The organism is Pontibacter rugosus (assembly GCF_042678745.1).
Taxonomy (GTDB): domain Bacteria; phylum Bacteroidota; class Bacteroidia; order Cytophagales; family Hymenobacteraceae; genus Pontibacter; species Pontibacter rugosus.
Map to the genome: position 1 here is coordinate 1 of NZ_JBHTLD010000135.1, position 14662 is coordinate 14662.

Genomic DNA, 14662 nt, shown 5'->3' on the forward strand with positions numbered 1-14662 from the left:
GTAAGTTTTGTTTTTAGTAAGAATGGGTATATTTATATGAATAAGGCAATGGCATTTATAAGCTTATTTATAGCAACCGGAGCAGACAGTCGTGCATTAACTCCGCTACTGCACCTATGGCAAACCTGTAACTAAAAAGTATAAATGTATTTTGCCACTAACTACTACTTTTAAACCTAACAGAACTATGAAAACCCCTCCATGGCTTGACAAGATTCTTTATCCTTTTGCGCACCATACGCTACAACTGGCACAGGGGCAGCTACATTACGTAGATGAAGGGACTGGAGAGGCCATTGTGTTTGTACACGGCACACCAACTTGGTCTTTTGTGTGGCGCCAGCAAATAAAAGCGCTTAGCCGGCAGTACCGCTGTATTGCTCCCGATCATATGGGCTTCGGGCTTTCTGACACGCCAGCTGATGCAGACTTTACTCCGGAAGCACATGCTGAAAGACTAGAAAAGCTTATTGAGCAGCTTCAGCTAAAACAGATTACATTGGTAGTACATGACTTTGGAGGGCCTATTGCGCTCCAATATGCGCTTCGGCATCCTGACAATGTAAAGAATCTGATTTTGCTGAACACGTGGATGTGGAGTTTGGAAGAGGAAAGAAACATCCAAAAAGTTAGCAGGTTTATGAGTGGAGGGATAGGCCGTTTTTTATACTTGAAGCTAGGATTTTCTGCTAAGGTTTTATTGCCGCAGGGCTACCACGAGAAGAAACACCTCACTAAAGATATCCGACAGCATTATCAGAAACCTCTCTCTACTTCTACCAGCCGTGCAGGCACCTGGGCATTCGCCAAAGCTTTGCACCAGGCAAACCCATACTTTAATACTTTATGGCAGCAGCACGAGAAACTGCGAAACATAAATAAACTTATACTTTGGGGCGAGAAAGACAAACTGCTTCCACTTCACTTCCTCGATCGCTGGGAGCAGACATTTACTGATGCAGAGGTAAAGCGGCTAAATGCAGGTCATTTTCTGCAGGAAGAGAAAGGTGGCGAAGTTGCTGATGCCATCAAAGCTTTTGTAGCACAGCAGTAAAGGTAAAGCGGCCATGAGTCTAAAACCTCATGGCTGCCTTACATAATAAAGTAACTTTTTACTTATTATGTCGCTCCTGCAGTACCTCCACCACGTCTTTTAACTCCAGCCCTGAAGCGGACAGTAATACCAGCAGGTGGTACAACAGGTCAGCTGCCTCGCCCTTCATGGTATCTAATTTCCCTGCTACAGCGTCTATAACAGTCTCTACAGCTTCCTCTCCTACTTTCTGCGCAATTTTGTTTATACCTCTGTCGTAAAGAAAGTTGGTATAAGAGCCTTCTACCGGTGTTGTTTTACGTTGCTGAATTACCTCCTCCAGTTGGGCGATAAAACGTATGGCAGCAGCACGATTGGCAGTTTCCTCTTCGCCAAAACAACTGGTGGTACCTGTATGGCAAGTAGGCCCATTCGGCTTTACTTTAATCAATAAGGAGTCATTGTCGCAGTCGCGTGTAATGCTGATGACCTCTAAGGTATTGCCCGATGTCTCACCTTTAGTCCAGAGGCGGTTTTTAGAGCGGGAGAAGAACGTTACCAGCCCATCCTGCCTTGTTTTATCCAGTGCTTCCTGGTTCATGTAACCCAGCATCAGCACCTGACCTGTTATATTATCCTGTATCACGGCTGGCACCAGGCCGTCTGCTTTTTCAAAATCTAATTCCACTTTCTGATAGTTATGAGTTAAGAGTTATAAGTGATGAGTCGTAAAATCACTCAGTCACCCAATCACTCATTCAAAATTATATGCGTACCGCTATGCCTTGTTCTTTTAAATAGGCCTTAAGGTCAGGCACCCCCAGCTCCCGGAAGTGAAAGAGACTCGCAGCGAGGGCAGCATCAGCATGGGCAATGTTAAAAGCCTCGGCAAAGTGCTTCATGCTGCCGGCACCACCAGAGGCGATAACGGGCACAGATACAGCTTGCGCTACTTCACCTGTAATATCCAGTGCAAAACCAGCCTTCGTGCCATCGTTGTTCATACTTGTGAGCAGAATCTCACCGGCACCTAAGTCAGTTACTTTCTTGGCCCAATCTACGGTAGCGTGTTTAGTTTCTACGGTTCCGGCTCTGGTGTATACTTTCCAGCCCGTTTCCTCGCGGTACTTCGTGTCGATAGCCACCGTGACGCACTGGCTACCAAAATGCTTGGCCAGCTCCGCTACCAGTTGCGGGTTTTTGATGGCAGACGAGTTGATAGAAACTTTATCGGCTCCGGCATGCAGTAGCACCTCTACATCGGCCACGGCACCAATGCCACCACCCACGGTAAATGGAATATCAATGTGGCGGGCAATGTCGCGCACCAATGCTGCAAAAGTTTTACGTTCCTCGTTAGTTGCAGTGATGTCCAGAAAAACCAGTTCGTCGGCTCCCTGTTCGGCATACCACTTTGCCAACTCCACCGGATCTCCGGCATCACGGATGTTCTCGAACTGCACCCCTTTTACCGTACGGCCGTTTTTGATATCCAGGCAGGGAATAATGCGTTTCGTTAGCATATAAAACTCTCCAAATCTTTTAACTGAATAGTGCCTTCATAGATGGCCTTACCAATAATAGCCCCCTTCACGCCTATCTCCTGTAGTACCTCCAAATCCTCTATAGTAGTAACGCCACCACTGGCAATTACATCAGCTTCCGGTAAAGTAAGCTTCAGGTGGCGGTAAGTATTGATAGACGGACCTTGTAATTTGCCGTCTTTGCTAACATCAGTGCAAATAAAAAGTTTAGCCCCGGTTTTAACATAGCCAGAAATAAAATCCTGCAGTGGATACTTGCTCTCTTCGGTCCAGGCGCTGATGGCGATGTTTGTTCCTTTGAAGTCAGCGCCGATAATAATTCTCTCAGGTCCATACTTCAGCAGCCAGTTTTTTACAGTGTCAGGCTCTCTTACAGCAATACTTCCGGCTGTAATTTGCGCTGCACCGGCATCAAAGGCCTGTTTCAAGGCTTCTTCAGACTGCAGACCTCCTCCAAAATCTATGGTTAATCCTGTATTGGAAGCTATACTCTCCAGCACATGTAGGTTTACAGGTTTTCGGGCACGGGCACCGTCCAGGTCAACTAAGTGCAGGCGCTTGATGCCGTGGCTTTCGAATCGTTTGGCTACCTCTAATGGGTTGCTGTCGTAGGTGGTTTGCTGGGCAAAGTCGCCTTCGGTAAGGCGCACACACTGGCCGCCAATTAGGTCTATGGCAGGTATTATTTCCATCATAAGGATAAGAAGTTCTTTAGGATTTGAGCACCGGCAGGTCCGCTCTTTTCCGGGTGAAATTGCGCGGCGTAAAAGTTTTTGTATTGAAGAGCAGCTGAAAAAGACGCTGGATAAGAAGTTTGTGCGATAGTATACTCGCTTTGCGGCACGTAATAGCTGTGCACATAGTATACATACTCCTGCTCCTGCAGCCCTTCAAAGAGTGGCGACTGCAGCTTCTCCAATTGGTTCCAGCCCATATGCGGCACCTTCAGTTCTGTCTGGAACCGCTTTACCTGCAGCGGAATAATTCCCAGCAGGTCGGTGTCTCCTTCTTCTGAGTGCTGGCATAGCAGCTGCATACCCAGGCAAACACCAAAGAAAGGCTGCTCCAGCGTTGGCAGGAGCTTATCCAGGTTGCGCGACTTTAGCTGCGCCATGGCAGACGAAGCCTCGCCTACTCCCGGGAAAATCACTTTGTCAGCCGACTTAATAGTCTCAAAGTCGCTGCTTAGTGTCGCCTGCACGCCCAAGCGTTCCAGCGCAAACAGCACCGACTGCACGTTTCCGGCTTTATAATCAACTATAACTAAGTTCATCTTTTTTAGACGCTAGATATTAGACGTCAGAATTTAGACTCTATTTTTGATTCAACATCAGATAACACTTGTTCCCGCATCATCTAATCCATTAATTCACCAGTAAGGCAATACATCCTGTTCGTTCCCGCTTCCTGTAAATCCTGATCAGAAACAAAAAAGCCTGACTCTATTCGGAGTCAGGCTTTTGGATATATCTATTTATACTATTAGCAAATCCATAGGCAGGCGGCTCCGAAACTGATGCTTCGTGCGTGATGATGGTGCATATGAGCCATTGTGCCTTTCATAAAGTGCAAAGATATACGTTCTAAAGTATAAAGTGTAGCCGAAGCTTAATTTTTTCATTACAAATATCAACTATACTTATAACAATGTGCCACGAAGTATACTTGCTGCGATAGAGAAATATATTATCAAACCGGTAACATCTACCAAAGTAGCCACAAAAGGCGCTGAAGAAGTGGCAGGGTCCAGTTTTAATTTCTGTAACAGAAACGGAATCATAGATCCTGAAAGTGTTCCCCATAGCACAATGCCAATAAGCGACAAACCTACCGTTAAACCAATGAGAACTGCATGTTCTCCATAGTCATAAAACCCAGCCTGCTGCCAAGCAACAATTCTTAAAAAGCCAACAGCACCAAGTATGAGCCCGAGCAACAGGCCTGAAAATACTTCTTTCCGCATCACGTACCACCAGTCTTTTAAACCAAGTTCTTTAATTGCCATAGCACGCACAATTAATGTAGCTGCCTGAGAACCTGAATTTCCCCCGCTGGATATAATCAGTGGTATAAACAGTGCCAACACTACTGCCTGGGCAATTTCTTCTTCAAAAAAACCCATAGCAGATGCTGTCAGCATCTCACCCAGAAACAGGATTAACAGTACACTAGCGCGTTTTCTGACGAGCGTCAACATTGGCGTTTCCGTGTAGGAGAGATCCAATGCCTCCAAACCACCGAATTTCTGAATATCCTCTGTGTCGCGGCGCTCAATTTCATCAAAGATGTCATCAAAGGTCACAATACCTACCAGCACACCTTTCTCTGAAACTACAGGCATTACAGCGCGATCATATTTGTTAAACTGTTCAATGGCTTCCTCGCGGGTTGTAGTGGTAGTGAGGCATAAAAACTTGTAGTCCATCAGCGACTCTATCGTTTGCTCCTCATCTGCCATCAGCAACCTACCTATCCTTATATCATCTATTAGTTTATTCTCCTTATCTACTATGTAAATGTGATTCAGGGTCTCAGCCTTTTTCCCATAGCGCTTTATATTGTTCAGCGCCTGTTTTACTGTCCATCCTTTTTTTGCTTGAATGTAGTAGGGCGTCATAAGGCGGGCAATGCTCTTTTCCGGGTAACCCAGCAGATTTAATGCTATGCTCTTCTCCTCTGGCGACAGGTAATTGATAGACTCTTTGATAAGCAGATCTGGAAAATTTTCGAATATTTCTGTTCTGTCGTCAGGTGCCATGTTTTCCAGCATAGCTGCTGTCTCACGTGAGCCAAGTTCTTTAAGTACCTCCTCCTGCACGGTGCGGTTGAAGTACGTAAACACTTCTGCCTTCATATCGCCGGGCAATAGCAGAAACGCCAGAATCCGCTCTTTTGGATTTAACTCAGTGATGGTTTCTGCAATATCATTCGGGTGCTTGTGGCGTAGGTCTCTCAGGTTGATGTCGGTACTGGTTTGGCTCATACGGATGCTTATATTTAATACTTTACGGTTCAATTTAAGTTAAGGCCAAACGCCAGGCCTACCCACGGTTTATGCTGGTAAATCCAATCATCGCGGTTCTTGTCGAACAGGTGGTCTATTCCTATGGTAAGGCCAAGGGAAAAGTTATTTATACCTATAATCCCTGCCACCCCCTTCAGCAACACCACACCTTCATACTCATAAGGCACAGCTCCCTGCGTTACCCACTCATTCATAGTAGTGGCTCCAATACCTGAGAATAACCCAATGCTGTAACCGAAATGATTCTCACTCTTATGATAATCATTTACAGGAGTTTTCCTGTACCTTATCCTGAATACATCTTTACGGGCACCTACGTAAATTGCTCCCTGGAAGGTAGTATTCAGCTGTTGCGGAAAACCTGCTGTTCCGGGCCTGTACTTAAAAGGTATTGTCAGTACATCCAAATCAAAAGAGGGCTTTGAGAAAGTATATAGTAGGTTATCAACCGTATTGGCCACTTCTGCTGTGGTGATCACTTGTATACTATCAGCATGCATACTTTGTAAACCGATGCGCTGAAACACCAGGCTATCTTCTTCCACATCTACATAAGCTTTAAAAGCAGGTTCTCCGGCAGTTGTACGAATTTTGTAAACGCCTGACGAAAACTGATACTTTGGCGACTCCCTTACAGAAGAGCAGGAGGCAAAACAAACCATTAGTATAACAAAGCTAATAAGAAAGTAAAGGTGTTTCATGCAGTATAATTCGATGTACAACAAAACCGTTCTACCTATACATTGCTTCTACGGCAAAAGTATAGCAACAAGTATAAACCAAAACGCCTGGCTCCTTCTGCAGGAACCAGGCGTTTGAAATTCAATTATTTATAGACAGGCAAGCGCCAGGCCCTGAGGTTCACCAAGGACTACTACTAAAATCAGGAGCGGATGCACTTCTCATTTTCATGTCTGCAAAATAATTAACACCTGTCTAAAGCTTATACTTAAAAGCTTTCGCGCAGTTCGTACGTCTGGCGCATGCGCTGGATCATTTTTGCCGACTCCTGAAAGTTTACCGTCTGCTGCGCATCGGAAAAAGCTTTTTCGGGGGTCTGGTGCGTTTCGTAGATTACGCCATCTGCTCCTGCCATCACCGCTGCCAGCGACATACTCTCTACATAATCACGCAGCCCTATGCCGTGCGATGGATCTACAATCACGGGCAAATGTGTTTTTTCTTTCAGAACCGGCACCGCGTTCAGGTCCAGCACATTGCGGTATGCACCTTCGTAAGAACGGATACCACGCTCGCACAGCATGATTTTTTCATTGCCATGCGAGAAGATGTACTCTGCGGCCTGTAGCAGTTCTTCCAGCGTACCGGAAATACCACGTTTCAGCAATACCGGCTTCTGCGCCTCGCCTAAAGAATCGAGCAGGTTGAAGTTTTGACTGTTGCGGGCTCCTACCTGAAAAACATCCACATAATCTATCATCTCCTCTATCTGCGACACCTGCATTACTTCTGTGATAACTTTGATGCCATTTTCACGGCAGATACGATGGAACATTTTCAGGCCATCCATCCCCATTCCACGGAAGGCATAAGGTGAGCTACGCGGTTTAAACACACCACCGCGCATGATCTTCACATTATTCTCCTTTAGATGCGCCACCACACTCTCTATTTGCGACTCACTCTCAATAGAACAAGGGCCGGCCATGATGCTGAAGCTTCCTTCGCCCACCATAACCCCATCACCTAAGTCAATACGGGTAGGCTCCACGCGCCACTTACGCGAAATGAGTTTATACTCTTCCGAAACGCGGTGAATATCGGCTACGCCCGGCAATTGCCCGATGTGACGTATATCAAAATCCTTTTTGCCAATGGCTACCAGATAATGAGCTTCCTGGGTTTTAACTTCGTTGGCCTTATAGCCTATTTCCTTTACCTGCTTCAGAATATTCTCCTTCAGCTCAGCCGGAATTCCTTGCTGCAGTTGTATGATCATGTTAGTTCTTGATGCTTTGGATAAATGTTTTAATGTTCTGCTCCAGGCTTCCCTCCTGCCCGATTGCCTTTACAAAGGCACTGCCGATGATAGCTCCGCTGGCATGGTTGCAGGCCGAGGCAAAGGTCTCTTTGTCGTGAATGCCGAAGCCGATCACACCTGGGTTTTGCAGCTTCATACTTGCCACACGTTGGAAGTAAGCCTGGCTCTGCTCTTCTAAGCCTAATGTTTTACCTGTGGTAGAAGCAGACGACACCATGTAAATGAAGCCGTTGGTATGGCTGTCGATCTCGCGGATGCGGGCCTCTGGCGTTTGTGGCGTAATGAGGAATACTTTGCTCAGATTATACTTCTCGAAAAGCGGCTTATACTCCTCCACATACTCGCGCAGCGGAAGGTCCGGCAGAATGATGCCGTCTATCCCTACTTCGGCCGCTTTCTGGCAAAAACGCTCCACACCATACTGCATCACGGGGTTCAGATATCCCATCAGCACCAGCGGTATCTGCGTTTTCTGGCGGATGTGCTGCAGTTGCTCGAAAAGCTTGGCTATCGTCATGCCATTTTGCAAAGCTACAGTACTGCTTTGCTGGATGGTTGGCCCGTCTGCCAGCGGATCAGAGAAAGGCATGCCTACCTCTATCAGGTCTACGCCGTTTTTCTCCAATTCCAGGATAATGGTTTCTGTGTCATTTAGGTTTGGGTAGCCAGCCGTAAAGTATACTGACAGCAACCCTTTCTGCTTCTGCTCAAAGAGACGCTTAATTCTATTGTTCATCGAAGTGGAAGTGCTTTAGGTAAGTAGATAGGTCTTTGTCGCCGCGGCCGGAAAGGTTTATAACTACAATTTCATCCGGCTTTGCCTGCAGGCGCTCCAGTACGGCCAACGCGTGTGCCGTTTCTAGTGCCGGGATGATACCCTCTAGCCGTGTCAACTCGAGCACCGCTTGCAGCGCTTCATCGTCGGTAGCATTCATAAAGCGCGCGCGCTTACTCTCAAACAAATGCGCATGCAGCGGACCAACTCCAGGGTAATCCAGTCCGGCAGAAATAGAGTATGGCTCTGTTACCTGCCCATCTTCTGTCTGCATCAGCAAGGTGCGGCTTCCGTGGATGACGCCATCCCTGCCAAGTATAGACGTGGCCGCCGACTCACCTGAATCTACTCCTTTGCCAGCTGCCTCTACGGCTACCAACTGCACTTCCGGTTCATCAAGGAAATGGTAAAAAGCACCTGCTGCGTTACTGCCACCACCCACACATGCTATCACATAGTTAGGCAGCTCAGTGCCTTCTTTCTCCAGCAACTGCGTGCGCATCTCCTCTGAAATAATGGCTTGGAAACGGGCCACCATATCCGGGTAAGGGTGCGGACCAACTACCGAACCAATGATGTAGTAAGTATTTTCAGGATTGTTAATCCAGTCACGGATAGCCTCATTGGTAGCATCTTTTAAAGTTTTACTTCCACTAGTAGCAGGCACTACCTTTGCCCCAAGCATCTTCATACGCGCCACATTTGGGGCCTGACGCTCAATATCCACCTCACCCATATAAACAATGCACTCCAGCCCCATCAGTGCACACACGGTAGCTGTTGCCACGCCATGCTGTCCCGCTCCGGTTTCGGCAATAATTCGCTTTTTACCAAGCCGCTTTGCCAGCAAAACCTGCCCGATGGTGTTGTTGATTTTGTGTGCTCCTGTATGGTTTAGGTCTTCGCGCTTCAGGTATACTTTCGTATTATACTTCTCCGAAAGGCGTGGTGCAAAGTATAAGGGCGTTGGCCGACCTACATAGTCCTTCAGCAGGTGTTGCAACTCCTCCTGAAAATCTGGTTCCTGTATAATGCGCAGGTAATTCTGGCGCAGCTCTTCTACATTGGGATACAGCATTTCGGGCACATAGGCTCCACCGAACTTGCCGTAGAATCCTTTTTCGTTAACGTGATAGCTCATTTTATTTTGAGACGTTTTTAAGACGTTAGATTTTAGATATTAGACACAAGACTTTTGACAATGCCTGTGTCTCGTAATTTACATACCGCAAGTTTAGCGTGAGCGTAACTTGTGGTTATACTTGATGCAAGTTTGCAACTTGCTTTCTGCAGAGAAGAAAAAGTTATATAACTAGATTTCAACCGCCGAACCTATTGAGTTACATACACAATAGCATTTTACGCTGCGCTAAACCTGCGGCGGCAAATTATTCTTTGCTTCTGATCTGGTTGAACAACTCTTTCAGGTTAGCAATGTTCTTCAAGCCCGGCTCCTGCTCAAAGCCGCTGTTCACATCAAGGCCATAGGGCTTTGGTCTTACCTTGTCCAGATGCTTTACATTCTCCAGGTTCAGTCCGCCGCTGAGGAAGTATGGCTTGGGCGAGAAGTAGTTTTTCAGTAGCTCCCAATCAAACGGAATGCCGTTGCCACCATACTCTTTGCCTTTGGTATCTAACAGAAAGTAATCTGTGCTGGATTCGTAGAGCAAGGTGTTCTCGAACACAAACCTATCATCTACAGAGAAAGCCTTAATTACTTCTACTCCTAGCTCTTTGGCTTCAGCACACTGCCTAGGTGTTTCGTTACCATGCAGTTGCACCGCCTCCAGTTTATACTTGGTAACTGTGGCCTGAATTTCTGCTGTAGCGGCATTCACAAACACACCCACCTTTTTTATACTTGCTGGCAGCTCTGCCAGAAGCTCTGGTGTAATGTGTGCTTCTGCTAAGCGCTTCGACTTCTCATAAAAGATAAAGCCCATGTAGTCGGGTTGTAATTCGGCCAACTGGCGGATGTTATCTGCCTGCCGCATGCCGCATACTTTGATTTTCATAACCTTAAGTTTTAGTTTAGCTAAACCAAAGAAGCAGTCTTCTTATCAAGCAGTTGCTTATACTCCCTGATAAAGTTGGCAGCAGCTTGCTCAGGTCGGCTGTTGTGCATAAAGGTCTCTCCGATCAGAAAACCGTTGAAGCCAGCCTCTCTCAACTCAACCATTGTTTTTGGGTTGCTGATGCCACTCTCCGAAATCTTGGTAAAACCTGCAGGAATATGCCTGGCTATCTCATAAGAAGCATTCACATCTGTTATAAAGTCTTTCAAGTTGCGATTGTTTACACCAACCACATTCACATCTTCTGATAACGTAGCGGCCAACTCTTCTTTATCACGCACCTCCAGCAACACTTCCAAGCCAAAAGAACGTGCAAAAGCAGCCAGTTCTTTAAGGCGTGCAGGCTCTAGCGCAGCTGCAATTAGTAGTATAGCATCCGCCCCGATAGATTTTGCCTCTACAATCTGGTACTCATCTACTGTAAAATCTTTGCGCAGAATGGGGCAGTAATTATACTTACGTGCCGTCAGCAGGTCCTCATTCTTGCCGCCAAAGTATGGCCCGTCTGTTAACACAGAAAGCGCAGAGGCTCCTGCCTGCATGTAGCCAATAGAAGTGCGCTCTACCGACACATAAGGGTTAATATCGCCTTTGGAAGGAGATTTACGTTTAATTTCGGCAATGATACCGGTCTTATCCGGGCGCAGCAGGTAGCGCTCTAAGGAGATACAAGGAGTTTCGAAGTATAAGCTCTTCTCCAGCAACTTAACCGGGTATAGCTCTTTGCGCTCTGCCACTTCTTTATATTTGTTGGCAATAATTTCGTCTAGTATGTTCATGTTGCGTTTCTTTACAATGTTGATGATTAAAGCCTAAGCCACTACTAAATTTTTATCCTGTATCAGGCTGTTAAATAAAGCATAAGCTTTACCTGACTCAAGTGTTTCTTTGGCTAAGCTAACCGCCTCCTGTAGCTCCAACTCCGGTCGGGCGCACTGCAAAGCCATGGCTGAATTAGCTGATACCACGGCTGTCTGTGCTTCTGTGCCTTCCCCTTTTAAAACCTTTAGAAATATTTCTGCTGCTGACTCTATCGTGCCTCCGCCTATAATTTGCTCTTGCTGCAACGTTGGCAGCCCCAGCGCCTGTGCATCCAATAGCAATTCCTGCTTATCAGAAATCACTTTAAACGGACTGGTCAATGATATTTCGTCATAGCCATCCAAAGTATGAAGTATAGTATAGCGGGTGTCGGTTTGCTGGTATAGGTAGCCATACATGCGGGCTAACTCCAGGCTGAATACGCCCACCAACTGTCGCTTCGGGAAAGCCGGATTCACCATGGGACCCAGCATATTGAAGAAGGTTTTTACGCCCAGGTCTTTCCGGATAGGCCCCACGCTTTTCATGGCCGGGTGAAAAAGCGGTGCGTGCAGAAAACAGATGTTATACTTGTCTATGCTTCGCTCCAGCGCATCGGTGTTTGTGGTGAACTTGATTCCCAGCGCCTCCAGCACGTTAGAAGAACCGCAGGAAGAGGACACACCATAATTCCCGTGCTTGGCAACAGCCACACCATTAGCCGCTACCACAAAAGAAGATAGCGTAGATATATTAAAGGTATCCTTGCCATCGCCACCCGTTCCGCAAAGGTCAATGGGGTTATAAGCATCCAGGTCTACACGGTGGCAAAGCGCCAGCAACGCATCCCGGAATCCTTCCAGTTCATCCACGGTAATGCTGCGCATCATGAACACCGTCAGGAAACTGGAGATCTGGCTTTGGTTATACTTACCGCCGGCAATATTCACCAGCACCTCCCGGGCCTGCTCCTTCGTCAGCGTTTTATGTTCAAATAAGTGATTTAGTATCTCTTTCATGGTTAGATTTTAGATGCTAGATATTAGAAGTTAGACTATTCACTGGAGATTAGTTCTAAACACTATTACTGAAGGCGTCTAGATACTAATGTCTAAAGTCTAACTTTCCAGCCAGTTCTTGATAATTTCCTTACCGTGCTCTGTCAGCACTGACTCGGGGTGAAACTGTACGCCTCTTACTTTGTGCTCCTTATGACGCATAGCCATGATATGTCCTTTCTCGTCTACAGCAGTTGGTACCAGGCACTCTGGCAATTCCTGCTCTACCAGCCATGAGTGGTAGCGGCCGGTACCGAATTGCTTGGGCAGGTCTTTGAACAAAAGCTCCTGCTCACACACCACCTGCACAGGCATTGCCACACCATGCCATACTTCGTTGCTGTTAAACAGCTTACCTCCGTATACTTCACCTATCGCCTGATGACCTAAGCAAACGCCAAACATGTCTTTGCTGGGGCCATAAGTGCGAATGATCTCCTTTAGCAAGCCTGCTTCATCGGGAATACCTGGGCCAGGTGAAAGCATGATTTTGCCGTATTGTCCCACCTCTTCCAGCGTCGTCTTATCGTTGCGGCGCACGGTTACCGTTGCCCCCAGTTCCTGCAGCAGGTGCACCAGGTTATAGGTAAATGAGTCGTAGTTGTCGATTACCAGAACATTCATATTAGTTGATTTCTTGGGCCAGTTGAAGGGCGCGCCGCAGCGCCATTAATTTATTGTCTACCTCCTGCAGCTCACTATCCGGGTTAGAGGCGGCCACGATGCCTGCACCTGCCTGGAAGTATAACTTATAGTCTTTGCTCAGGAACGAGCGAATCATGATAGCGCTGTTAAAGTTGCCGTTGAAGTCGAGGAAACCGATGCAGCCGCCGTAAAAAGCGCGGTTAGTGGTTTCGTAACGGTCAATGAGTTGCATGGCCATGTGCTTGGGTGCTCCGGATAAAGTACCAGCCGGAAAGGTACTGGCAACCATTTGCAGCGCATCCTTTTGGTTATGTAGCGTGCCTGAAACTTTGGACACGAGGTGAATCACGTGCGAGTAAAACTGAATCTCTCTAAAAGTCTCTACCTGCACGCTATGGCCGTTGCGGCTTAAGTCGTTACGGGCTAGGTCTACCAGCATCACGTGCTCCGCGTTTTCCTTTGGGTCTGCCAAGAGCTTTTCGGCCAAAGCAGCGTCTGCCGCATCATCTCCAGTTCTTCTGAATGTTCCGGCAATCGGAAAAATGCTTGCCTTCTGGTCTTTGATCACCAACTGGGCCTCCGGCGAAGAGCCGAAGATTTTAAAGCTGCCGTAGTCGAAGTAGAACAGGTAGGGAGATGGATTGATAGAGCGCAGCGCCCGGTACACGTTAAACTCATCCCCCTGAAAGCCCTGTGCAAAACGGCGGGAAAGCACCAACTGAAACACATCGCCCCGGAAGCAGTGCTGCTTCGCCTTCGCTATGTTCTTCAGGAAATCTTCTGCGCTGATATTGTGCTCCTCTTCACCTGCCGTTTTGAAAGTATAGCTCGGAATGTTACGGCTGTTTAGCAGCGCCTCCATTTGCGCAATTCCATCATCATCAGCCTGGTTATAGTTGTGCGAGAAGATGTAAGCTTCGTTGGTAAAGTGGTTGATGGCGATAATGTGGCGATACACCGCATAATATAAATCTGGTATATCGGCTCTTCCTTCGCGCATCGTCAGGTTTATATCCTCATAGTAGCGTACCGCATCATAGCTCATGTAGCCAAACAAGCCATTATGGATAAAGCTGAACTGCTTGTTCTCCTCCACCTCAAAGCTCCTGGAAAACTCCCCCAGTAACACCGGCACATTGGTTTCCTCTGCAATAGCAGTGGTGCGCTCGCTGCCATCCGGGAAAGTCTCCGTCAACACCTCGTTCTGCGCTTTTATACTTGCCATGGGATTACAGCAGATGTACGAGAAGCTATTCTCAGCGCCATGATAATCGGAGCTTTCCAGCAAAATGCTGTTCGGAAACTTGTCACGCAGCTTCAGGTAAACACTCACCGGTGTAAGCGTATCAGCTAGAAGACGTTTATAGGTAGTATGGATGGTAAACTTGTTCATTTTGCTTTGGGGTGGTGAAAAACAAAAAGGCCTGCTGTTCTTGGTGAACAGCAGGCCTTTTAAACCTTTACTTTGCTTATTTTATCCTTTCATAATGGATATAGCAGTGCCGTTCACGATTGTTGTCGTTACGTGCCACCACCATGCCATATGAAAATTTTGAATCATTGTGTTTCTTGTTCTTTATTGAAGAGGTAGTCGTTCCCCTTTTACTCTTGCAAATGTAAAGGGTAAAACGAAAAGACCAAACATTTGTTTTGAAAAATTTATAAATACTCAAAGCAGTACCTGTTCTCCTAAGCGGCTAAGAG

Annotated in this window: 15 protein-coding genes; 1 reads left to right on the plus strand and 14 read right to left on the minus strand. The window is 46.8% G+C overall.

The genetic code is table 11. The features are described 5' to 3' along the window. The first annotated feature begins 187 nt into the window (after positions 1-187). Complete coding sequence (locus ACFQ2O_RS14145) at positions 188-1054, plus strand: alpha/beta fold hydrolase (RefSeq protein ID WP_377528734.1); 867 nt, start codon at positions 188-190, stop codon at positions 1052-1054. 58 nt (positions 1055-1112) lie between these two features. Here ACFQ2O_RS14145 and hisIE read toward each other — a convergent pair whose 3' ends face one another. The 14 genes from hisIE to ACFQ2O_RS14215 form a co-directional block, all read right to left on the minus strand. Beyond that, positions 1113-1721, minus strand: a complete 609-nt coding sequence (gene hisIE / locus ACFQ2O_RS14150) for a bifunctional phosphoribosyl-AMP cyclohydrolase/phosphoribosyl-ATP diphosphatase HisIE (protein WP_377528736.1) — start codon at positions 1719-1721, stop codon at positions 1113-1115. A gap of 76 nt (positions 1722-1797) precedes the next feature. Further along, positions 1798-2556, minus strand: a complete 759-nt coding sequence (hisF, locus tag ACFQ2O_RS14155) for an imidazole glycerol phosphate synthase subunit HisF (protein ID WP_377528738.1) — start codon at positions 2554-2556, stop codon at positions 1798-1800. Further along, positions 2550-3272, minus strand: coding sequence for a 1-(5-phosphoribosyl)-5-[(5-phosphoribosylamino)methylideneamino]imidazole-4-carboxamide isomerase (hisA, locus tag ACFQ2O_RS14160; protein ID WP_377528740.1), 723 nt, complete (start codon positions 3270-3272; stop codon positions 2550-2552). The genes hisF and hisA overlap by 7 nt, the downstream gene beginning before the upstream one ends. Next, positions 3269-3850 (minus strand): imidazole glycerol phosphate synthase subunit HisH, encoded by a 582-nt coding sequence (gene hisH, locus ACFQ2O_RS14165; protein ID WP_377528742.1) that lies wholly within the window; start codon positions 3848-3850, stop codon positions 3269-3271. Before hisH ends, hisA begins: the two co-directional genes overlap by 4 nt. Positions 3851-4216: 366 nt before the next feature. Continuing rightward, positions 4217-5560, minus strand: a complete 1344-nt coding sequence (mgtE, locus tag ACFQ2O_RS14170; RefSeq protein WP_377528744.1) for a magnesium transporter — start codon at positions 5558-5560, stop codon at positions 4217-4219. 29 nt (positions 5561-5589) lie between these two features. After that, complete coding sequence (locus ACFQ2O_RS14175; protein WP_377528746.1) at positions 5590-6303, minus strand: hypothetical protein; 714 nt, start codon at positions 6301-6303, stop codon at positions 5590-5592. A gap of 248 nt (positions 6304-6551) precedes the next feature. Beyond that, positions 6552-7562 (minus strand): 3-deoxy-7-phosphoheptulonate synthase, encoded by a 1011-nt coding sequence (gene aroF, locus ACFQ2O_RS14180; RefSeq protein ID WP_377528748.1) that lies wholly within the window; start codon positions 7560-7562, stop codon positions 6552-6554. 1 nt (position 7563) lies between these two features. Then, positions 7564-8340 (minus strand): tryptophan synthase subunit alpha, encoded by a 777-nt coding sequence (trpA, locus tag ACFQ2O_RS14185; RefSeq protein WP_377528750.1) that lies wholly within the window; start codon positions 8338-8340, stop codon positions 7564-7566. Further along, entirely contained in the window at positions 8330-9520 is a 1191-nt protein-coding gene (gene trpB, locus ACFQ2O_RS14190; RefSeq protein WP_377528752.1) for a tryptophan synthase subunit beta, read from the minus strand. Before trpB ends, trpA begins: the two co-directional genes overlap by 11 nt. A gap of 247 nt (positions 9521-9767) precedes the next feature. Beyond that, positions 9768-10394 (minus strand): phosphoribosylanthranilate isomerase, encoded by a 627-nt coding sequence (locus tag ACFQ2O_RS14195; RefSeq protein WP_377528754.1) that lies wholly within the window; start codon positions 10392-10394, stop codon positions 9768-9770. Positions 10395-10414: 20 nt separating this feature from the next. Next, positions 10415-11233: an indole-3-glycerol phosphate synthase TrpC gene (gene trpC / locus ACFQ2O_RS14200; protein WP_377528756.1), complete on the minus strand. Its 819-nt coding sequence runs from the start codon at positions 11231-11233 to the stop codon at positions 10415-10417. A gap of 33 nt (positions 11234-11266) precedes the next feature. Beyond that, positions 11267-12274 carry an anthranilate phosphoribosyltransferase gene (trpD, locus tag ACFQ2O_RS14205; protein ID WP_377528758.1) on the minus strand — a complete coding sequence of 336 codons (1008 nt, stop codon included), beginning with the start codon at positions 12272-12274 and terminating at the stop codon, positions 11267-11269. Positions 12275-12373: 99 nt separating this feature from the next. After that, on the minus strand, positions 12374-12937 hold the full coding sequence (locus tag ACFQ2O_RS14210) for an anthranilate synthase component II (RefSeq protein WP_377528760.1): 564 nt from the start codon (positions 12935-12937) through the stop codon (positions 12374-12376). 1 nt (position 12938) lies between these two features. Further along, positions 12939-14351: an anthranilate synthase component I family protein gene (locus ACFQ2O_RS14215; RefSeq protein ID WP_377528762.1), complete on the minus strand. Its 1413-nt coding sequence runs from the start codon at positions 14349-14351 to the stop codon at positions 12939-12941. Between the last annotated feature and the right edge of the window lie 311 nt (positions 14352-14662).